The 20,183-nt window shown below is 55.9% G+C and carries 18 protein-coding genes, 1 tRNA gene and 1 pseudogene; 8 read left to right on the top strand and 12 right to left on the bottom strand.

Annotated elements, in window-relative coordinates; translation table 11 throughout:
• Positions 1 to 61: 61 nt before the first annotated feature.
• The 4 genes from BMX66_RS06620 to BMX66_RS06635 form a co-directional block, all read right to left on the bottom strand.
• Entirely contained in the window at positions 62 to 1,246 is a 1,185-nt protein-coding gene (locus tag BMX66_RS06620) for a hypothetical protein (RefSeq protein ID WP_143058211.1), read from the bottom strand.
• A gap of 755 nt (positions 1,247 to 2,001) precedes the next feature.
• Positions 2,002 to 3,234, bottom strand: coding sequence for a tyrosine-type recombinase/integrase (locus tag BMX66_RS06625; RefSeq protein ID WP_090879532.1), 1,233 nt, complete (start codon positions 3,232 to 3,234; stop codon positions 2,002 to 2,004).
• A gap of 2 nt (positions 3,235 to 3,236) precedes the next feature.
• Positions 3,237 to 3,680 (bottom strand): Arm DNA-binding domain-containing protein, encoded by a 444-nt coding sequence (locus tag BMX66_RS06630; protein WP_090879535.1) that lies wholly within the window; start codon positions 3,678 to 3,680, stop codon positions 3,237 to 3,239.
• Positions 3,681 to 3,848: 168 nt separating this feature from the next.
• Positions 3,849 to 3,941: transfer RNA gene (locus BMX66_RS06635), tRNA-Ser, on the bottom strand.
• A 69-nt stretch (positions 3,942 to 4,010) separates the two neighbouring features.
• Between BMX66_RS06635 and mltF the strand changes: the two genes are divergently transcribed.
• Positions 4,011 to 5,435 carry a membrane-bound lytic murein transglycosylase MltF gene (gene mltF, locus BMX66_RS06640; protein ID WP_090879538.1) on the top strand — a complete coding sequence of 475 codons (1,425 nt, stop codon included), beginning with the start codon at positions 4,011 to 4,013 and terminating at the stop codon, positions 5,433 to 5,435.
• Between the two features lie 188 nt (positions 5,436 to 5,623).
• Complete coding sequence (locus tag BMX66_RS06645) at positions 5,624 to 6,262, top strand: peroxiredoxin (RefSeq protein ID WP_090879541.1); 639 nt, start codon at positions 5,624 to 5,626, stop codon at positions 6,260 to 6,262.
• 77 nt (positions 6,263 to 6,339) lie between these two features.
• On the opposite strand, the gene cysG is transcribed toward BMX66_RS06645, so the two are convergent.
• Positions 6,340 to 7,815, bottom strand: coding sequence for a siroheme synthase CysG (cysG, locus tag BMX66_RS06650; RefSeq protein ID WP_090879545.1), 1,476 nt, complete (start codon positions 7,813 to 7,815; stop codon positions 6,340 to 6,342).
• 492 nt (positions 7,816 to 8,307) lie between these two features.
• Between cysG and BMX66_RS06655 the strand changes: the two genes are divergently transcribed.
• The 6 genes from BMX66_RS06655 (at position 8,308) to scpB (ending at position 13,308) form a co-directional block, all read left to right on the top strand.
• The gene (locus BMX66_RS06655; RefSeq protein ID WP_090879547.1) at positions 8,308 to 9,150 is read left to right on the top strand and encodes a 3',5'-nucleoside bisphosphate phosphatase; all 843 of its coding nucleotides are present in this window, start codon (positions 8,308 to 8,310) and stop codon (positions 9,148 to 9,150) included.
• Positions 9,151 to 9,221: 71 nt separating this feature from the next.
• On the top strand, positions 9,222 to 9,854 hold the full coding sequence (locus BMX66_RS06660) for an L-threonylcarbamoyladenylate synthase (RefSeq protein ID WP_090879550.1): 633 nt from the start codon (positions 9,222 to 9,224) through the stop codon (positions 9,852 to 9,854).
• Positions 9,847 to 10,497, top strand: a complete 651-nt coding sequence (locus tag BMX66_RS06665; RefSeq protein ID WP_090879553.1) for a site-2 protease family protein — start codon at positions 9,847 to 9,849, stop codon at positions 10,495 to 10,497. Before BMX66_RS06660 ends, BMX66_RS06665 begins: the two co-directional genes overlap by 8 nt.
• 59 nt (positions 10,498 to 10,556) lie before the next feature.
• Positions 10,557 to 11,759, top strand: coding sequence for a tryptophan--tRNA ligase (locus tag BMX66_RS06670; protein WP_090879556.1), 1,203 nt, complete (start codon positions 10,557 to 10,559; stop codon positions 11,757 to 11,759).
• Between the two features lie 123 nt (positions 11,760 to 11,882).
• Positions 11,883 to 12,686 carry a segregation and condensation protein A gene (locus BMX66_RS06675; RefSeq protein WP_090879559.1) on the top strand — a complete coding sequence of 268 codons (804 nt, stop codon included), beginning with the start codon at positions 11,883 to 11,885 and terminating at the stop codon, positions 12,684 to 12,686.
• The gene (scpB, locus tag BMX66_RS06680) at positions 12,652 to 13,308 is read left to right on the top strand and encodes an SMC-Scp complex subunit ScpB (RefSeq protein WP_090879563.1); all 657 of its coding nucleotides are present in this window, start codon (positions 12,652 to 12,654) and stop codon (positions 13,306 to 13,308) included. Before BMX66_RS06675 ends, scpB begins: the two co-directional genes overlap by 35 nt.
• Positions 13,309 to 13,357: 49 nt before the next feature.
• Here the strand turns inward: scpB and BMX66_RS06685 are convergent, their stop codons facing one another.
• The 7 genes and pseudogenes from BMX66_RS06685 to BMX66_RS15990 form a co-directional block, all read right to left on the bottom strand.
• Complete coding sequence (locus BMX66_RS06685) at positions 13,358 to 15,478, bottom strand: CopD family protein (protein WP_090879568.1); 2,121 nt, start codon at positions 15,476 to 15,478, stop codon at positions 13,358 to 13,360.
• On the bottom strand, positions 15,475 to 15,885 hold the full coding sequence (locus BMX66_RS06690) for a copper resistance CopC family protein (RefSeq protein ID WP_255398832.1): 411 nt from the start codon (positions 15,883 to 15,885) through the stop codon (positions 15,475 to 15,477). Before BMX66_RS06690 ends, BMX66_RS06685 begins: the two co-directional genes overlap by 4 nt.
• A gap of 145 nt (positions 15,886 to 16,030) precedes the next feature.
• On the bottom strand, positions 16,031 to 16,618 hold the full coding sequence (locus BMX66_RS06695; protein WP_255398833.1) for a hypothetical protein: 588 nt from the start codon (positions 16,616 to 16,618) through the stop codon (positions 16,031 to 16,033).
• Positions 16,619 to 16,731: 113 nt separating this feature from the next.
• On the bottom strand, positions 16,732 to 17,307 hold the full coding sequence (locus tag BMX66_RS06700) for a hypothetical protein (protein ID WP_090879996.1): 576 nt from the start codon (positions 17,305 to 17,307) through the stop codon (positions 16,732 to 16,734).
• Between the two features lie 209 nt (positions 17,308 to 17,516).
• The gene (locus tag BMX66_RS06705; RefSeq protein ID WP_090879571.1) at positions 17,517 to 18,794 is read right to left on the bottom strand and encodes a methane monooxygenase/ammonia monooxygenase subunit B; all 1,278 of its coding nucleotides are present in this window, start codon (positions 18,792 to 18,794) and stop codon (positions 17,517 to 17,519) included.
• A complete protein-coding gene (locus BMX66_RS06710) occupies positions 18,795 to 19,619 on the bottom strand; it encodes a methane monooxygenase/ammonia monooxygenase subunit A (protein ID WP_090879574.1) in 825 nt (274 codons plus the stop codon).
• 426 nt (positions 19,620 to 20,045) lie between these two features.
• Positions 20,046 to 20,183, bottom strand: a pseudogene (locus BMX66_RS15990) (methane monooxygenase/ammonia monooxygenase subunit C); the annotation flags it as partial.

Raw genomic sequence — 20,183 nt, forward strand, 5'->3', positions numbered from 1 at the left:
CAATTGCCGTATTGCAGCTACGGCAATTCGCTACGGCAATTTCCGGCAGCTGAATGAAGGATTATTCGTCAGGTTGAAAAAAGCGATCCGCTGCTTCGTTGCAGCCGGGGAATTTCCTAAGGGCGGCTGCAACGGCGTCCAAGCTTAGCCCCCCGTGATCCTTTTCATGCCGATCCACCAGCCATGCAGCAACATCATCGGGCCGCCACGACGATCCACCGGGCCCCTTCCTACCTTCACCGACGCGGCATCCTGCCAAACCGTTGCGGTTTGCTTCGCGCATCTTATCCTTCCACCATTCGGCGTTTTCGTCTGGATCACGTTTGACTTTGAAGTACTGGATTATCTTAGCAGCAGTGGCAGGTTGGCAGGAATTGGTCGGAACGCGATGTTCCCCTTTATTGTCCGCAGGGTTACAAGAGTTTAACTGGCGTTGTTTTACAAATTTTTCAAATTCTATAAGTGCTTCCCTACGAACAACCAAAGTGCTGTCCTTTGGCAATCGTCCTGCCGGATAAAAGCTATCTTCCTCAGACAGCGCTTTTATCGTTTGAAGAATCTGCTTTCTCTCTTTTTTGTGCGAATCCAGTAATTTCTCAGCCTCTTCCTCGGGAATATCAGCAGCAGCTATTTGTTGCTTCAATTCCCTGTGTTCTTGATCCCAAACGGACGAATATTCTTTGACGTTGAATTGTTCCTGTAGTTGATATAGCTCGCCGTCTCGTCCTTCAACCACCACGCCTTCCATCGCCGCTGAAATGAGATTGGGGCCGCCAGTCAGCTGTTGATATCGCTCCTCCACATCTATCATTTCGCCACCAATCATCGGCAAATCCCACAGTCCGCTAATAGTTTTAACCTTTCCACCAAATTTGACATAACGCTCATCATCCAGCTTCAGATTTCTAATCTTCAAGAACGGTTGCCCCTCCGCTTCTTCAGGCACGTCGGCCAGGAATCTGGCCGCTGTAGGGGGTAGCATCTGCCATTTCAACTCACCGGGTAACACCCCGGCTGCTATAGACGCTTCAATTTGGGAATGAGGGAATTGAATAATTTCACCGCGTTTTACTGTCGCGAAATTTGGGAACCGAACCGATAACTTTAAATGGGCGTCGAGGGCGAATCTCAATATATCGGCCGCTCTCACGGTGGCAGGTATAACAGAGGAAAGATGGTGCGCTGCCTGCTCAAGCGGCAGCCATTCATTCAATGGAAAAGTTGGCGAATGTCCCATATCTTCCATATGTCCCCCATCATAATAACGTGACAACTTCAGATAGGATTTTAGAGTGGTAAAAATAGGATGTCACCATATTTTTATAAGATAAGTACTTGTTGCGCAAACGCAATGTTTTTTCATTGCGTTTGCGCAATGCATTTAAATCCAGTCGAGATTAGTAGGAGGATTTTGTTTATAGAAAGGTAGAACCTGGGGTAGGAAACTTCGGGTTATTTGTCTGGCTACATCTCCTCAACCTGAAGCAACGTGGTTAAACCCGTCTCTCTTGGATTTCCCCTCCAAATACGCCTCGTTTCCAAAATTCCCGAATGACAGGTTGCTCCTACCCAACCCCAATCTCTTTTCTTTATTTTTCAGGATAAATGATCCTGAACGTTTCGGCTTTTTATCCGGCTATGGACCGGTCATTCGGAGAGGCCGGTACGAAAGCTAGCTAAATACGTCGACGCGTACAAGGTTGAAAGTAGTCACGATGGACACGTTCTCACCATCGGGCATCGCATCCAAGGGATTAAACGGAGACGAGCACAAGCCCGAAAAGGCAAAGAATAGGGAGAACTGTTTTCAGCTGGGTTTGCTAATCTAATCGCACATTGGATCGCTATGCTGACAGTATCGAATGCAATGCAGAGGCGACAATGGCAGGGAGTTGGAAAGCTCAGGAGCCTTGCGACAGGAGGATTCCGGTACTGTGACGCCTCATGTGCTCCTGGGAGCGGATCTCTCGACTCACTCTCAATAGGAACGAAATGTGCCAATCATGCAACGTAACCGTGAAGCGGAATTACCTTGGCCCCCGCTTCCACTGACTCCAAATACTCCGCCCAGTACTGCATCATGCGCTTGCGCTCGGGCAAGTATTCCGCCCGGTTATACGCACCTCTAACCTCATTTCGTTCGCAGTGCGCAAGCTGTCGCTCAATGACATCCGGATTGAAGCCAGCTTCATTGAGAATGGTAGAGGCCACTGCGCGGAAACCGTGTCCGGTCATCTTGCCTTTGTATCCAAGACGGTAAAGGGCGAACAGCATTGTATTGTTACTGATGGGCTTGTCTCGGTTACGACCGGGAAACACAAAGCGGCTGCTGCCAGATATGTTCTTTAGTTCGGTGAGAATAAAAACCGCCTGCTTTGATAACGGCACGACATGCTCTGCTTTCATCTTCATGCGCTTGGCAGGGATTATCCACAAGGCATTATTCAGATCAAATTCCGCCCATTCCGCACCTATCAATTCATTGGTACGGACAAAGGTTTGCGCCAGCAGTTGCAGGGCAAAACGGGTTTGTTTGTCGCCGGTTTCGTCATACCTGGCAATGGCCCGTAATAGTTCCGGCAATTCCTCGGGACGGACTGCGGCTTGATGCTGTTTCTTGTGTGGGGTCAGTGCGCCGCGCAGATCAGTAGAGAGATTGCGGGTACAGCGTCCGGTGGCAATGCCATAACGAAACACCTGCCCGCATACTTGCAGGACACGATGGGCCAGATCGTAGGCACCACGGGCTTCTATCTTGCGGATGGTTTGGAGCAGTTCTGGCGCCTCGATCTGATCAATGGGACGCTTACCGATAGTTGGAAAGATATTGCTCTCAAGGCGGCGTTTTACATCGCTGGCGTGGTGTGGCACCCAAGTATGCAGTTGCTTGTTATACCACTCCATTGCCACCGCCTCGAAGGAGTTTGCATTGGCGAGCTTCTTACGCAGGTTGGCGGCCTTGCGCTCAGCGGAGGGGTCGAGGTCGGCATCCAGCACTTTACGCTGCTCATCGCGCTTAGCACGCGCTTCCTTGAGGGAAACTTGAGGATAGGAACCGAAGGATAATGATTTCTCCTTGCCACCTAACCGGTAACGCAAACGCCAGAACTTACCACCATCCGCATAGACCCAGAGATACAGGCCGCCTCCATCGTGCAGCTTTCGAATTGCCTTGCCCTCGGTTGTGGCATGGTTGCACTTGGACGCAGACAGTAGATTGGTCTTTGCGGCCATGATTACTCCTGGTCAGCCGCCAACAAAAAAGCCCTCAAGGCATTCGTCTGAGGAAGCGTAAGGTTTACAGCGCGTGAGGGTGTTTCGATAGTCAGAGCGCCCTCATCCGAAAGCGCAAGTCTGAACTGGTTGCGATAGTGAGCTGGCTTCTTGGCTTCTCTTTGCACAATTTTGCGTTGCTCAGAAGGGTCTAGGCCACCCTTTAGTTGCTCACGGATACTGTCACGCAACGCGCGGGCTTCTCCGATCGATATATCAGGATAAGCTCCTACAGAAAGAGACTTTTCTTTACCACTTAACCAATATCTGAAGCGCCAGAACTTTCGGCTATCCTCGCAAACCCACAGGTAGAGTCCACCGCCATCATGGAGCTTGCGCACCTTCCTGCCGCCGCTTTCAGCGCTATCACAGCCAGACTCAGAGAGCAGATTCAGATTTTTCGACATGAGGTGGTAAATGGTGGCAGTTTAAAATAACTGATACCACACAATCTACCACCTATTATAGCTGGATGCAATTGGATGTTACCACATCACCTTGGAGTATTAGATCACGCTATGATGGCGTATTCACTTGATCTTGTGGACAGTACTGGACGAATTAGGATGTCAATCTGGCGGAGAGGGTGGGATTCGAACCCACGTGCCAGGTTACCCTGACCATCTGATTTCGAGTCAGCGCCGTTATGGCCACTTCGGTACCTCTCCAATGCGGTTGTGATATTTTACCAGTTTCTCCTGTAGTTTTCTCGCGCTCGTTCAGCACAACATGGCAGAATGTTCCGGAATTCTGCTTGTCTCTTCTCCATGCGCATTCTCCCCTGCTTGTTTGTTGTCGTTTTCAGTTGCGGCCTCGTGCTTTCCGGCTGTGATTCGTTTGAAAAACACGTGTTGCCGTTCGGCAAAACCGATGAGCTGGTTGTCATTACCGTTAATAGCCCCGACACCTATTATGAAAATGCAGAGGGAGCTTATGCAGGGTTGGAATATGACCTCGCTTCCGAATTCGCGCGCGACCTGGGGCTAAAAGTCCGATTCAAGGTGGTACCCAAACTGGATCAAGCCCTGAAGGATCTGGAGAAGCACAAGGGACACTTTGTCGCCGGTTTAAGCATCAATCCCAAGCATGCGTTGCGTGTCCGGTTTGGTCCTGTCTATCAGCTCATACAGCCTCGGGTGGCCTATAACACAGACTATTGGAGGCCTAAAAGCGTCCATCAACTCGTGGGGAGAACCGTTGAGGTTGCGAGTGGAATGCCCTATGGGGAACAACTGAACAAGGCAAAGCAGCAGGCACGGAAACTGAAATGGACTGTAAGGAACACAACACCCGAAGATCTGCTGGCTAAGCTGGCGGAGGGAAAAGTTGATTATGTGGTCGCGGACTCCAACCAGATCAACCTTGCAAAGAATTTTTACCCTAATCTGGATTCGGCCTTCGATCTAGGCCAGTCCACTGGCAGAGCATGGGCATTTTCGCCCTTCGCGGAACGAGAATTATTGGAAGAGACGCGGAAATTCTTTAAACGTATTGAACAGGACGGCACCCTGGTGCGTCTGCTCGATCGGTATTACGGACATGTTCAGCGACTGCACCAAACGGACATAATCGGCATTCTGGATAAAAGGCGTACCATCCTGCCGGATTTGCGGAAATATTTCCATGAGGCTGAGGAATTGACGGCAATCGACTGGCGCCTGATAGCGGCGCTGGCCTATCAGGAGTCTCACTGGAATCCCCTGGCGGCTTCTCCCGCCAACGTGCGCGGGCTCATGATGTTGACGGAAGTTACGGCCGACCGGATGAAAGTAACAGATCGCCTCGACCCAAGGCAAAGCATACTCGCTGGAGCACGTTATCTCGCGATGTTGAAAGACAAGCTGCCCTCGCGCATCAGGGAACCGGATCGCACCTGGATCGCACTTGCAGCTTACAACCAGGGCTCCAGCCACATAGAAGATGCGCGCGTCCTGGCGCAACGCCTCAACCTGGACCCCGATTCATGGGTGGATTTGAAAAAAACCTTACCGCTATTGAGTAGCAGCAAGTATTTCCGCAGCCTCAAACACGGCTATGCGCGTGGGGGCGAAGCGGTCATATTGACGGAATCGGTTCGGACCTACTACGAAATTCTGCTTAAATATGAGCGACCTTATTCCTGGGGTTTCCCGGTTGCCGATAAAGCGGGCTCACTATGGTAATGAGATTTCAAAAAATCTGGCGCATTCTCCATGCTGGATAAAAGGTTGGGAAAATGATGACACGGTAAACTGAGCGTCGGCTCATCCATGCATAAATAATAGTTGTTGAGTCATTACAACAGTCAGGCTATATTGAGCCATCAATTTCCAACGGATTTTTAACCAATGTTTAACCTAGGGAGAATGCCATGACCTTACGCTTAGGCGATACCGCACCTGATTTCGAACAAGATTCCTCAATTGGCAAGATTAAATTTCACGAATGGATGGGTGATTCCTGGGCAGTGCTGTTTTCGCATCCTGCGGATTACACACCAGTATGCACAACCGAATTGGGATTGACGGCAAAGCTCAAGTCCGAATTCGACAAGCGCAACGTAAAGGCGATCGGTTTATCGATAGACCCCGTGGATAAGCACAAGGGATGGATCAAGGACATCGAAGAAACGCAAAATTGCAGCGTCGCCTTTCCAATTATTGCGGATGTGGATAAAAAGGTCGCGGCGCTGTACGACATGATTCATCCGAACCAGTCGGAAACAATGACAGTGCGGTCGCTGTTCATCATCGACCCAAAAAAGAAGGTGCGGCTCATCATCACCTATCCCATGAGCACCGGCCGGAATTTTGACGAGGTTGTTCGGGTTATCGATGCGCTGCAACTGACCGATAACTACACAGTGGCAACGCCGGGTAACTGGAAAGACGGAGATGATGTAATCATCCCACTGACGATCCAGGACGAAGCAGTGCTTCAGCAAAAATTCCCGAAAGGTTACAAGGCGCCGCGTCCGTATCTGCGCATCACGCCGCAGCCGAACAAATAATGCTAGCCATGTTTCTCTGAAAGCGCCGGTATGCCAGGACCTGGGCATACCGGCGCAGGATGCGCTTCCTTATTTCCTTATGAATGCGCTGAATCTTGATCGCGCTCCCCAGCATGCAGGTCACTCTCCGGCTCGAACCAGGCGAGTCTCTGATGCAGCTTCACGACTTCGCCAACAATAATGAGGGTGGGCGGGACGAGATTGGCGGAAACGGTCAGATCGGGCAGTGTCTCCAGTGAGCCGATCAGTACCCGCTGCTTGTGAGTGGTACCCTGCTGCACGATGGCGGCTGGCATCGCGGGGGGCAGGCCATGCGCCATCAGTTGTCGGCACAATACGGGCAGTCCCAGCAGCCCCATGTAAACCACGATAGTCTGCTTTGGCCGCGCCAGCATCGGCCAATCCAGATCCACACTGCCGTCCTTGAGATGGCCGGTTACAAAGACGCAGGACTGGGCATAATCGCGGTGGGTGAGTGGAATGCCGGCATAAGAGGCGGCACCGCTTGCAGCCGTGATGCCAGGCACTACCTGGAAAGAAATGCCCTGGCTGGACAATGTTTCTATTTCCTCGCCGCCGCGTCCGAAAATGAATGGATCGCCTCCTTTCAGCCGCAGCACGCGTTTACCTTCTTTCGCCAGCCGTACCAATAATTCATTGATGGATTCCTGCGGCATGACGTGCTTGCTGCGCTCCTTGCCCGCATAGATTCTGGCTGCATCGCGTCGGACCATGTCGAGTATTTCAGGCGAAACCAGCCTGTCGTACACGACCACGTCCGCTTGCTGCATGAGGCGCATTGCGCGAAAAGTCAGCAACTCAGGGTCCCCCGGCCCCGCGCCCACCAGGTAAACCTCCCCCTGCTCTTTCACGCTCACCGCTCCCTGCGCTGCCCCTTCAGCCCCTTCAGCCTCGTCTACAAGTAAACGCTCCAGATAAGCCTTCGCCGCCTGATCCTTGCCGGCGAAGACCATTTCGGCAAACGGTCCCTGCAATACGCTTTCCCAGAACCTGCGCCGCTTCTCGGGACGCGAAAAACGCAGTTTCACCCGCTCGCGAAATTCTGCTGCATAAGCCGCAAGACGCCCATATGCGGCGGGTATCAATGTTTCCAGACGCGCCCGCAGCAGCCTGGCGAGAACGGGCGATGCGCCTCCGCTCGAAACGGCGATGAGTATAGGGGTACGGTCTACGATTGCTGGCATGATGAAAGAGCACAGCCCGGGGTTGTCGACCACATTCACAGGAATATGCAGTCGACCGGCAGCTTCGGAAACCTTACGGTTGACGATGGAATCGCTGGTGGCGGCGATGACTAGAACAGCATCCTGCAGATGATGATCATGGAACGCCTCCGCACGATAAGTAATCCTGTCTTGCTGAAGTTGTGCATGCACTTGTTCATGCAGTTCGTTACAAAGCTGAGGAGAAACTATCGTGATACGCGCACCGGCCCGCAGCAGCAGCGCGATTTTTCGGGCAGCCACTTCGCCGCCACCGACCACCAGACAGTTACGGTTTTTAATATCGAGAAAGATCGGCAAAAAATCCATCTGTTTTACTCAAAAAAGCGGTGAAGATCGTGTACCGGTACTACTTTACCCGAAAATGCGCCAGGATGAGCTGGTCGATGGTTAAGAGAGATGTCCAATTGCAATAGCATAAGCGAACCACAGCCGTGGCGGATGCCAGAGCGCATCTATTCACTACGGATTTGATCACAGCAGAATGGCCGTCACCACTCAATGGGGAAAAGCGGCGGCGTGCAAATGCATGAGATCGAACGCTTGGAAATCCAATCATCTGTGACAAGAAATACAGAAATTTGTCACGGCACAACCATTTCAGGAAGAATCTGGATTGAACAGGAACCAAATGCGCAACGGCAAGCTCTACTGACGTGTTGCGCTGGCTACCATTGGACCTACCGTTACCGGGTTTTTTTCCGTTGATAACATGGGTTCTCCCTCCTTCCAGTCAGTTCATTTTTCATCGCCTCGCTTATTTGCTATGATGCGTCTCTTGCTTCGCGAGTTACCGGCTTCATGCTCAATATTGATCTGCATTGTCATTCCACAGTTTCCGACGGCTTGCTGACACCCACGCAGTTGGTGGAGCACGCGGCTGCGCGTGGGGTTGAGGTACTGGCACTGACCGATCACGACGATGTGGGCGGTCTGGACGAAGCGCGACAAGCTGCCGCCGCCACGAGCATTACTCTTGTCAATGGCGTGGAAATCTCTGCCGACTGGCGCGGCCAGACATTGCATATTGTCGGGCTCGGCATAGACCCGGCATATCCCCCGCTGGCTCAGGGTCTGGCGTCCATTCGTGACGGCCGGACTGTGCGCGCTCGCAATATTGCGGCGCAACTCGGCAAATTCGGCATTCATGACAGTTTTGAAGGCGCAAGCAGGAATGCCGGAGATGGGCACTTGATAGGACGAATGCACTTCGCGCGTTTTCTGGTTGAGCAGGGTTATGCCAAGGATGTGAAATCGGTGTTCAAGAAATACCTGGTCAAAGGCAAGCCAGGATACGCGGCGCATCAATGGGTGCCCCTGAGCGATGCGGTCGACTGGATACGTAACAGCGGTGGCAGAGCTGTAATTGCACATCCAGCCCGCTACAAGCTGAGTAAGGGAGCGCTGGACGAACTGCTGCTGGAATTCCGCGCTTTAGGTGGAGAGGCAATCGAAGTGGTCACTTCCAGCCATACTCCCGAACAATCCCTGTTATTTGCGCGCCATAGTCAACGACTGGGCTTGCTGGCCTCGCGGGGCTCGGATTTTCATGGGCCGGGCGAAAGCTATTTTGACCTGGGACGCATGCCGCCACTGCCTGCCAATTGCACGCCGGTATGGCATGATTGGAACGCAACGACGTAATGTGCACGAATGCTTGCTGTCCGGGATTCAACATCAAGGCCGACCGCTAGAAATCACAAACTGTTGCTTACGTGGCCCAATTCTTTTCCATTCATCCGGATAATCCGCAGTTGCGCCTGATAAGGCAGGCGGCTGCCATCGTACGTTCCGGCGGCGTCATCGCTTATCCGACCGATTCGTGTTATGCGTTAGGCGGTCAATTGGGCGACAAGAGCGTCATGAATCGCATTCGCGCTATCCGGCAGGTGGATGAACATCATCACTTTACGCTGATGTGCCGTGATGTCGCGGAAATCTCCCGTTACGCTCAATTCGATAATCGCGAATACAGATTACTCAAGGCGTGTACACCGGGTTGTTATACTTTTATATTTCAAGCCACGCGCGAGGTGCCGCGCCGCCTGCAACATCCAAAACGCAACACCATCGGCGTGAGAATTCCCGATCACCCTGTGGTGCAGCTATTGCTGACGGAGCTGAACGAGCCCCTGTTGAGTTCAACGCTGATAGTGCCGGGGGACGAATTGCCGCTGAATGACGCAGAGGAAATTCGGGCCCGGCTTGAACACCAGATTGAACTGGTGCTGGACGGAGGCGCCTGTGGCCTGGAAATGAGCACTGTGGTCGATCTCACTGGCGATACGCCTGCATTGATACGGCAAGGCAAGGGCAGTCTTGCGCCTTTCGGAATCATGCATGGATAGCATTATCCAGAATATTGCCATTTATGCGTTACCGGTAATTTTCGCCATCACGCTGCATGAAGCCGCACATGGCTACGTCGCCAAGCATTTTGGAGATCTTACCGCCTACACCCAGGGACGCGTCAGCCTGAATCCCATCCGGCATATAGACTTGGTGGGAACCATTCTTCTTCCACTCGTGACACTGTGGCTGGGCGGCATTCTGTTCGGCTGGGCCAAGCCGGTGCCAGTCAACTTCTCCGCGCTTCGCCGTCCGAAACAGGACATGCTTTGGGTAGCGCTCGCGGGGCCGGGCGCAAATTTATTCATGGCATTACTTTGGGGGTTCGTAATCAAGCTGGGCCTCGGTATGTCTGAGAGTGTTCTGGCCGAGCCGATGATATTAATGGGCGAAGCGGGTATTAAAATCAATGTCATATTGATGGTACTCAATCTGCTGCCTCTGCCGCCGCTGGATGGAGGCCGGGTTGCGGTAAGCCTGCTGCCGCATCGCATGGCGAACAGCTTTGCAAGGATTGAGCCTTATGGCTTCATGATCCTCGTGTTTCTGCTGGTGACCGGCGTTTTGGGGGCCGTTATCGGGCCTTTTATCGTAATCACGATACGCTTGGTAGCGTGGTTTTTCGGGTTCGAAGCTTACTGAATATGGGTCAAGGATCTTGATCCGGAATTAGTCCGAGATTTATTAAGGGTAAGTAAAATATGTTCGCTGATCGAGTTTTATCGGGGATGCGACCTACTGGCGGGCTGCATCTGGGGCATTACCACGGTGTGCTGAAGAACTGGATAGAGCTGCAGCACCAGTTCGAATGCCTGTTCTTTGTTGCCGATTGGCACGCTCTCACGACTCACTATGATACGCCGGAAGTCATAGAGCAGCATGTTTGGGACATGGTGATCGACTGGCTTGCAGCCGGGGTCGATCCGGCCCACGCGACGCTGTTCATTCAGTCGCGGGTTCCGGCACATGCCGAGCTGCATGTGCTGCTTTCGATGATTACCCCGCTGGGCTGGCTGGAACGGGTCCCCTCCTATAAGGACCAGCAGGAAAAATTATCCGAGAAGGAATTGAGTACGTATGGCTTTCTCGGCTACCCGCTGCTGCAGAGTGCGGATATCCTCATTTATCGCGCAACTCGGGTGCCGGTAGGGGAAGATCAGACACCGCACATCGAGTTTACGCGCGAGATTGCGCGCCGCTTTAACCATGTCTACGGGAAGGAAACAGGTTTTCGCGAAAAAGCGGAAATGGCGATAAAGAAACTGGGCTCAAAAAAATCCAGGCTATACCGCGAATTACGGAATCGTTATCAGGAACAAGGAGATCAGCAAGCGCTGGCTGCCGCGAAATCATTGCTTGACGAGCAACAGAACCTGAGTCTGGGTGATCAGGAACGGTTATTCGGATATCTTGAGGGCGGCGGGAAGATGATTCTCTCGGAGCCTGAAGTCATGCTCAGTCTCGCGTCAAAAATGCCCGGGCTGGACGGTCAGAAAATGTCTAAGTCCTACAATAACACGATCAGCTTGCGGGAAGATCCGGCCAGTGTTGTAAAGAAAATCCGAACGATGCCGACCGATCCTGCGCGTGTACGTCGCAGCGATCCGGGGGACCCCGCAAAATGCCCGCTGTGGCAGTTTCACCTCGTATATTCTAATGAGGATACAAAGGAATGGGCGCAAATTGGCTGCACCACTGCCGGTATCGGCTGCCTGGACTGCAAGCAGCCGGTTATTGATGCGATACTCGCGGAGCAGAAACCCATGCACGAGCGCGCCCGATCGTATGAGGAAGATCCCACGCTGGTGCGCAACATCATCGCGGATGGATGTGAAAAAGCGGACAGGCTCGCTCAGGAAACCATGCGTGATGTCAGGGAGGCAATGGGGCTGGATTATTCTTGAAGACGCGTTGCGGACCTATCAAGGAATGGTCAGTTGGTCTCGGGACGGGATAACAGACATGCTGAAGCTGGGACAGAGGAAAAATACGCAGGCGTCTTCGATTATTACTGTTAAATATCCGGAATGAGCGATTCATCCGTCGTCACTAATCCAGTCGTGAAAATTCACGGCGAGCCGCTGACGGAACTACCTGCGGACCTGTACATTCCGCCGGATGCATTGGAAGTATTTCTCGATACATTCCAGGGACCCCTTGATCTGCTGCTCTATCTTATTCGCAAGCACAATCTCGATGTGCTGGATATTCCCATGGCGGAACTCACCCGGCAATATATGGCCTACATCGAGATGATGCGCGCCAATAAACTGGAATTGGCGGCCGAATACCTGCTGATGGCCGCAGTGCTGATTGAAATCAAGTCTCGCATGCTGCTTCCGAAGCCTGTTGCCAGAGATGAAGAAGACGGTGATCCGCGTGCTGAACTGGTGCGGCGCCTGCTGGAATACGAACAGATGAAATCTGCGGCAGAACGGCTCAACGAAATGCCTCAAGCCGAGCGCGATTTCTCGCTGGCGCGGGTATGGGTTGATCAGGTGCAGATAGAACGCTTGCCTGAAGTCAGTGTGGATGATCTTCGCAACGCCTGGCTTATATTGATGGCGAACTCTCAGGCAAGCCGCCGGCATCACATCACCCGAGAGGAGCTTTCCGTCAGAGTGCATATGAGTCGCATCCTGCGCCAGTTGCACGGCCACCACTTCGTGGAGTTCAAGGAATTATTCAATGCGGCTGCTGGCGTGGCGGAGCTAGTGGTAACGTTTCTGGCGCTGTTGGAACTCGTCAGGGAAAATCAGGTGGAAGTCAGCCAGCCTCGCACCTTCGGAATTATATATGTCAGGCCAATCGGTTTCCTTAACGCCATCTAATTCTCCGGGTTCATCCAGTCCCGCTGAGATCAAGCGGATCCTGGAAACGGCATTGCTCACCACGCCGGACCCGCTGCCGCTGTCGGAACTCAAAAAGCTGTTCAACGATGAACTGAGTACGGAAGTTTTGCGACGGTTGCTCGAAGAATTGCGCAACGACTGGGGGGGGAAGGGGGTGGAACTGGTGAGTGTCGCCGGCGGCTGGCGCTTTCATGCCAGACCCGAAATGCAGAAATTTCTTGACCGGCTTAATCCGCAGAAACCACCGCGCTACTCCCGCGCTGTTCTGGAGACGCTTGCCATTATCGCCTACCGTCAACCGGCGACACGAGGTGACATTGAGGAAATACGGGGTGTTGCGGTTTCCAGTTCAGTGCTGAAGGCTTTGGAGTCACGGGGCTGGATAGCGGCTATCGGGCATCGCGACGTGCCAGGTAGACCAGCTCTGTATGCCACTACCGCGGACTTTCTCAATGATCTGAATCTGCGCTCTCTGGAAGAGTTGCCGCCGCTGGAAGAATTAGGATCGCTGATCGAACCAGATGAAGTCAAGGAACTGTTGCCTGCTCCAGAAAAGGCAGCACCACTCTTGCGAGCATCTCGCACGACCGACCGGGAATAAGACTCTAGCCACTTCTATTCCCGGATTTTTCGTTAAGTACTTGAATCACTCAATGCACATGATCGCCAGGTGGCGGGAGGATTTCCTCTTCCCGGTTGAGTTGTGCGATCTGCTGCATCAGCATCCCGGTATTGGCCCAGCCTGACCCCTCGCCGGCGCCGTCGGCCTCGGGGATCCAGCGGGCGCGCAGATAGCCGAAGCGGTCCACGAGGAACTCCATGTGCGAGGGCAGGGTTCCCGCGCCCAGCAGATCGGGCTTGCTCAGGGTGCGGCGAAAGAGCTTGTAGCTCTGCACGATCTCATCGGCCCCCTGGGTCACCACCGGGAAGGGCACTTCCTCCGTGACCTGTGCCAATTCCTGCGCGCTGGGATCATCCTCCGGCACGGCCAGCAATACGGTATTGGCCGCCTTCAGCTGCGCATGCAACTGCTCCAGCTGCTGCAGCCGTTCGCGCGACTCCGGCCACGAGAACAGCACCAGCAGCACATTCTTCTGCCCGCGGAAGTCCTTCAGGGTGCCGCTTGAACCATCCTGCGCGGCATAGGAGAAGTTGGGCGGGCCCATGGAGGGCTGGGGCTGCTCGGGTTTGACGGTGGGACTCATCAGGCGCGCCTGGTAGCCGCGCGACATGGCGTGCAGGAAGTTGACCACATCCCAGCGGTCCTCTTCCGAGAGCTTGTCGCCGAACGAGGGCATGCCGGTGTCGGCAATGCCGAAGGTCAGCCAGTGGAAGAAGTCGCCCGCGGTATGCTTGGCGGTATGCGGTTCGGTGAGCATGTCCACCGGCGGTTTGGCAAAGCTCTTGGCCATGACGCCATCGCCCTTGCCCTGCAGGCCGTGGCAGGCCACGCAGTTCTCGGCGAAGTGGGCCGAGCCGTTGGCAATGGAAATGGTGTCAAACGGCACCGGGGTCTTGCGGTAGGTCTCGGGATAGGCGTCCACCGCCAGGGGCGGCAGGCCCACGCCCACGGCCACCAGCGCAAGCAGCACCGGCAGGCCGATGCGGCGCTTTTTGTCCCAGTGCTTGATGCGCCCGTAGGCGCTGGCGCCGATGGCGATGAACAGCAGTGCAAGACCGCTCCAGACGCGCGTCATCACGGTGGGATCGCCCCAGGTGGCGGCCAGCGAGAAGCGGAAGGGATAGGGCCAGTTCTGGATGATGGCGTGCTTGGCCGGGACGGTATTGGCCACGATGGTGGCCAGGAGCACGATGCCCAGCGCCAGCACGAATTCGAAGCTGACCCATTTGCGCAGCCGCCGCCCGCCCGCCGTGGCCAGGCTGGAGTCGCGCTGGGCAAAGAGCGGCAGCCAGGTAGAGCGCGCGCGCGAGGCGATGACGAGCACCACCGCGAGCAGGCCGACCTTGGCGTCGAGCAGCCAGCCATAGTTGGTGGACACGAGCGCCCCATAGCTGCTGTCCACCATGCGGTAGGTAATGATGAGGCCGGTGGCCACCACCATCAGCATGACCGGCAGGGCCATGGCGGAGAAGCGCTTCAAGGCCAGGGTGTCGGCCTGGATCGCGTCCTGGCGGGACTGGAATACGGCATGGATGCGCTCGATGGCTTCGCTGTGGCGGTGGGGGCGTCCCGTAGCCTGGTCGTGGCCGTGGAGCTGGGGGGCAGGCTCTTCTTCGGTGCAGGCAAAACACACCACCAGGAAGGCGGGCAATGCGCCAAACCAGACGCTGGCCATGATGATATGCAGGGCGTAGGGCAGGATCGATATCACCGACAGGTCTTCAGCCGCGGCGTGGCTGGCCAGCGAACCCACGGTCAAGGTCATGGCGGCTACGGTTGCGCACAATACGTATTGCCAGCGCGCCGGGGCGGAGAAGCGGATATAGAGGGCAATGGCTGCGACCAGGACGGCGCAGGCGGCGCGCCCCACCCATATCTGTCCCATGCGGGTATTCTGCATGAGGGCAAGCCAGGCCTGCGGGCGCCAGGCGTTCTCGTCCACGCCCGTGGCCTGCGCGGTGGTGGTGGCGAGTATGCCCAGCAAGCCGGCGAGCAGGATCAGCGCAAGCCAGGGCAGGGCCCGCTCCAGACGGGTCACCCAGGGGGAGTGGATGGAGCCGGCAATGGCCAGGAACACGCAACCGCCGACCAGGATCATGTTGGACGCAAGCTGCAACCAGCGCAGGAGCGTCGCGATGACCTCGATCATTTCGCCGCTGCTTTGCTCTTTACCGTGAAGTCGTAGGACGAGTCAACCACGTGCCCGTCCACCGACAGAACCCGGAATTTTACCGTGTACTTGCCGGGTTCCAGTTCCGGCAAGGATAGTACGATGGCCTTGGGGTCGTCAGTTGCAATATGGGGCTTGGCTTCGGTAACCGGCGCCTTGGCCGGATCGAGCACGGTCAGCGAAGCATAATCCTTCTCGACTTCTTCGTTGAACCACAGCCGCACTTGCGCAGGCGTCTGGGTGAGCTGCGCCCGGCGCGCCGGTTCCGCCTTCACCAGCATGGCGTGCGCGAGCGCGGGGGTGCTGTGCAGGCCGGCCGCAGCCGCCATGATGAGGATGCTGCCCGCCATGACCCGCTTTGCCGCGGAAACCATCGATGCTTGCATTTTATTCTCCTTTTTCATGACTGCGCCGCCGCAGGGAGCGTTATTCCCGGCCGGCACAGGTTATTTCATTGGACTCTATTGCTGCCGTATGGTTCAGGCACACCCGGCGGCAGCCACCGTCGGCCGGGGTGACTTCAGGCGGCGTTCAGGTCGCGCCCACTTTCTCGGATTTGCGCCCACGCAGGAAGAATACCAGGGCGCCCACCACGAGCGCGGCCAGGGCGACCAGGAGGTAGGGCGAGGTGCCTTTGGATTCGCCTACCGAGAAGGGAAAGCGCGAGACATACTTCTCCTTGTCGGTTACGGTCACCAGGCCCACGAACTTGCCGGGCTCGGCAAACTGGTATTCAAAGTTGATGGAGCCGTTGGGGTAGACCTTGGCCGGGATATGCAGGATGGTGATTTCCTCCAGGTTCGCTTCGTTGCCGGCCTGGTCGCCCGCCCCGGTGTCGCGGATGATGCGCACTTCGGTGGGCAGGGGGCGCAGCGCTTCTTCGATGTAGTCGAGTGCGACGACGGTGCGGCCGGTGGCCGGGATGTCTTCGCAGAATTCCTTTTCCTGGGTGCTGTCCGGCTGGTAGCCGGTGAAGTGCATGGTGTAGGGCCCGATCGTGAGCTTGCACACGTCATCAGCCAGGGAGAGGCCGCCATGCGCCTGCACCTGCGCGGAGAAGGGAATGCCGATGGCAAGCATCAGGCCGATGAGGGCAGGTTTGAGAGATTGTAAGGACATTGTCAATATCACCTATAAGAAATGATGAGTCGTCGATCCGCCAGGCGGATCCGGTAGCTGCCTGTGCGCTTTCGCGCCCGGGCTGGCTGGCCCGGGTTGTCCAGGTGGGGCGCCTACTGGCGGCGCGAGGCGCGCCAGCGCTCCATGCGCTTGGATTTCATGAGCTTGTACCCCAGCAGGGTCAGCAGCAGCAGGCCGATCAGGGGACCTACCGCGGTGCGAAAGATGTTCGCGTAGTTGATCATCTGTACCCGCAGGGAATACTGGTAGCGCAGCGGGGGCAGCCCTTCGGCGGTAATGATGACAGTATACAGCCCCTGGTCCAGGCTGGTCTCGCCCTTGATGACGCCATCGGGGTGGTAGCTCGGACGCAGGTAGCTTACGGTCTCGTCTTCGGTTTCACTGGTGCCCCGCACCACGCGCATGCCGATGGGCATGCCGCGCAGGGCTTCATCCACAAGGTCGACCACCAGGTAGGTCTCGCCTCCCTTGGGGATTTCGCTGCAGTATTGGGCGCTTGGGTCATGTTGCGGCTGGTAGGCGCTGAAATGCACCATGTTTTCGCCAATACGGCGCACGCAGCTGTCTTCTTCCAGCGATTCCTTGCCGTGCGCCGTCGCTGCCCCGGCGTAGAGCGCCGTTATCAGGAGGAGGGCGGCGGCACTTGCCTGATTGCGCCGCCTGGCCAGGAACAGGTCCTTGTCTTGCCTATTCACGATGTTCACTGAGTATTACGTTGTGTCCTGTCCGCGCCCGGTGCTGCGGGCGGAATGAGTGCCGGTTTGACTTGCGTTAAAAAAACACCGATCCACCTTTCCGTCTGGGACGGTGGCGGACCGGTGTCATGCCTTGGGCAAGCTGCCCGGTGTTTCTGCAATCCGGGCAGCGGCTCTTTTGCCTAGAGCTTGGTAAAGACCGGTATGACTGCGCCGGCTATGCTGTTGATGTTGCGGTCGCCAGCATCGTTCCAGGTCATGAGCAATCCGCCAAAGCGGCTTTCCGGGTCGCCCAGGAGCGCCATCAGCCGTTGGACTTCCCACAGCGCGTCTTTCGCTTCCATCTTGACTTCGCGCGTCTCGCCCGGTTGAATCGGGGTGTCGTTGTCAAATGACAAGCCGGTCGCCACGAGTTCCTTCGGATAGCCGCGATCCATGTGCTTCAAGCCAACCTTGTTGATGAAGCGCACGCCGGCCGTGGTGAATTCGCCAATGCGGTACGCGCTGTCGCCGCTGTTGGTGATCATCATGGTCACGCGCAGGGCGCGGCCCGGTACGTCATAGTTGGCGTGCGTCACTTTGATGGCGATGGGGTTGGGTTTCACCGGCAACGGCTGCACCTTGGATTCACCCGCCTGGATGGGCACGGTGTAGGGATGCTTGGTTTCGGTGTAGCGGTAGCCGCCCCAGACCAGGCCGAAGGTGAGGATCAGCACTACCCAGGCAACCTTCTTGTCCATCGGGTCGAGCAGCAGGTCATCCCCGTAGGCCAGCAGTACGCGGCTGCGCGGCAGGAACATGGGCCGGGCAACGTAGTAGCCAATCCAGAAGATGCCAAGTCCCATCCACAGCGCGTGCCAGAAGATGCCGTTGCTGAAGTTGAAGGTCTCGGTATCGATGGTCTCGCCGGTCAGCAGTTTCACCGGGTTGGTGAAGTCATCCCAGCTGCCGGTGATGTTCATCCAGGCGGCAGGGCCTGCAATCGGGCCTGCATCCTTGATGTTGACCATGGCGTGCATGTGGTGGCGTCCCGGTATGCGCGCCTTGAGCTTGACTTCAAAGGCGTAGTCGCGCCCAATCTCGAGCGGGCCCGAGATCATGGTGGGCTCGCCGTTGAGTTTGGTGCTAAGACGCACGAACACGGGACTTGGGCTGCCGACGTTGAAGAAGGCGCGGCCCGGTTTGCCCACCGCCCGCGGCCAGTCCTCGGCCAGGTGGAATTTGCCGGACATGCCGGCTATGTCGTTGACCTTGGTAGTCTCGGGACCCCATTTCATGTCGTACCACTGAATGGTGCGCATGCGCAGGAAGGGTTCCTGCGAGCGCTCACCGTGTGCCGCGGCAGGCGTGATGTCCAGTCCCAGGGTCATGGCCAGGGTGGCCATGCCGTACAGGCCAAGCACGCCCAGCTTGCCTAGCTTGCCGAGCTTGCCCAGTTTGATCAGGTTCTTTGCGTTCATTTATTTGATCCCCTCTGGAAAGCCTTCTTCGCCAAATGCGGTAACGTCGTTCTTCATGGTGACGCGGCCGCGATGGCCTTTCACGTAGAAGAATGCGGTGCAGTAGAGTTTGCCAAAGTACCACCAGATGGTGAACATGAGCATGGAGATGAACGCGGCAAAGAATGCGGCAATGACGGTGGTGTGGCCTCCGAACGTGCGCAGCGAGCCTTGTTCGATGTTGCGGACGTACTCAGGCGTGCCGGTACGCACATACAGGAAGCCCGTGTAGTCGGCTACCGACAGCAGTACGCCTTCCACGACCAGCGGCAGGTGGGTCGGGCCAAAAATGGGCCAGTTGCCAGGGTAGAACAATAACCCGAAGGCGCCCCCGCCTACCAGGGCGGTGATCATCCAGTTGCGCGTGAGCAGCATGACGGTGTCCATCACCAGCGCACCCGGTATCATGGTGGAGGGAAACACGAAGCTCATGGGGTAGTGCGACCACCAGTAAAAACCCCAGAAGCGTGTCAGCCATTCACCCGCCAGCAGGCAAACGATGCACAGTGTGGCCCCAAACGGCAGCCGGTAGTTCACCCACAGGTAGTACATGATGGCGGCACAATAGGTGATCCCCACAATCGGGGTTACCACCGGCCACCATTGACGGTCTTTCCAGTCCAGCCAGAAGTCCCAGTCTCCCGCCAGCAGCATGAAGTGCATGTGGTAGGTTCCAACCAGCAGTATGCATAGAATCGGGAAATACACCGCATCTATCATCCTGGACATCTTTACTGCTTCCGGCGGCATCTTCGCCGCCTTTAGTATCTCATCTGTTCTGCTCATCGCGCCCTCCCCTCAAATGTGTCTACGATCTTGATACATGAATAATGTGTTCGCGCTACTGCGGTCTTTCGGTTGTGATCCATTTCTTTCCTCTTCCGCCCCTTTTCTGCATTCCGGCGCTGGCGATGTTCCCGGTGTTCCCTGCGCTTTTTTTTTACCTTCCGCTTCCTGTTCCGGAACCTCTGGTGCGCGGCGCGGTCTGTACAGAAAGATGCTTTTTCCGCATTCTCTTTCCGCCGCTTTTTTCCATTCGTGCTACCCGGTCTGCAGTGATGCCGCAGTGATGTTGCAGCGATGTCTATGGTCTGCGATGCGGCCGCTCTGCTCTCCTTGTTGCGAGGCGCAGGCGGCCGTTATGCAGTTTCGTCCAGCTCGGTCCAGATGAGCCGGCAGGCCAAGGCCTCCCGGCTCGTTCCGCTCAACCGGTTACGGTACGATGCGGTTGTTGAGGATGACTTTGCTCTGGCCATTCCAGACGACGTCGGTCAGGTTGGAGTAGCGGGTGATGATCTGCGCCGCTATGCCGCCTGCAAACAGTCCCGACCAGCCCAGGATGACAAAGCC

Source organism: Nitrosovibrio sp. Nv6 (genome assembly GCF_900110495.1).
Taxonomy (GTDB): Bacteria; Pseudomonadota; Gammaproteobacteria; order Burkholderiales; family Nitrosomonadaceae; genus Nitrosospira.

What these genes read in the sequence shown, in the direction of transcription:
- cysG (WP_090879545.1), bottom strand. Translation starts at nt 7,815, where the DNA reads ATGGATTTTTTGCCGATCTTTCTCGATATTAAAAACCGTAACTGTCTG.
- BMX66_RS06625 (WP_090879532.1), bottom strand. Translation starts at nt 3,234, where the DNA reads ATGGCCGCAAAGACCAATCTACTGTCTGCGTCCAAGTGCAACCATGCC.
- BMX66_RS06705 (WP_090879571.1), bottom strand. Translation starts at nt 18,794, where the DNA reads ATGAACGCAAAGAACCTGATCAAACTGGGCAAGCTCGGCAAGCTAGGC.
- BMX66_RS06655 (WP_090879547.1), top strand. Translation starts at nt 8,308, where the DNA reads ATGCTCAATATTGATCTGCATTGTCATTCCACAGTTTCCGACGGCTTG.
- BMX66_RS06670 (WP_090879556.1), top strand. Translation starts at nt 10,557, where the DNA reads ATGTTCGCTGATCGAGTTTTATCGGGGATGCGACCTACTGGCGGGCTG.
- BMX66_RS06645 (WP_090879541.1), top strand. Translation starts at nt 5,624, where the DNA reads ATGACCTTACGCTTAGGCGATACCGCACCTGATTTCGAACAAGATTCC.
- BMX66_RS06675 (WP_090879559.1), top strand. Translation starts at nt 11,883, where the DNA reads ATGAGCGATTCATCCGTCGTCACTAATCCAGTCGTGAAAATTCACGGC.
- BMX66_RS06710 (WP_090879574.1), bottom strand. Translation starts at nt 19,619, where the DNA reads ATGAGCAGAACAGATGAGATACTAAAGGCGGCGAAGATGCCGCCGGAA.
- BMX66_RS06685 (WP_090879568.1), bottom strand. Translation starts at nt 15,478, where the DNA reads ATGATCGAGGTCATCGCGACGCTCCTGCGCTGGTTGCAGCTTGCGTCC.
- BMX66_RS06620 (WP_143058211.1), bottom strand. Translation starts at nt 1,246, where the DNA reads ATGGAAGATATGGGACATTCGCCAACTTTTCCATTGAATGAATGGCTG.
- BMX66_RS06630 (WP_090879535.1), bottom strand. Translation starts at nt 3,680, where the DNA reads ATGTCGAAAAATCTGAATCTGCTCTCTGAGTCTGGCTGTGATAGCGCT.
- mltF (WP_090879538.1), top strand. Translation starts at nt 4,011, where the DNA reads ATGTTCCGGAATTCTGCTTGTCTCTTCTCCATGCGCATTCTCCCCTGC.
- BMX66_RS06665 (WP_090879553.1), top strand. Translation starts at nt 9,847, where the DNA reads ATGGATAGCATTATCCAGAATATTGCCATTTATGCGTTACCGGTAATT.
- scpB (WP_090879563.1), top strand. Translation starts at nt 12,652, where the DNA reads ATGTCAGGCCAATCGGTTTCCTTAACGCCATCTAATTCTCCGGGTTCA.
- BMX66_RS06690 (WP_255398832.1), bottom strand. Translation starts at nt 15,885, where the DNA reads ATGCAAGCATCGATGGTTTCCGCGGCAAAGCGGGTCATGGCGGGCAGC.
- BMX66_RS06695 (WP_255398833.1), bottom strand. Translation starts at nt 16,618, where the DNA reads ATGTCCTTACAATCTCTCAAACCTGCCCTCATCGGCCTGATGCTTGCC.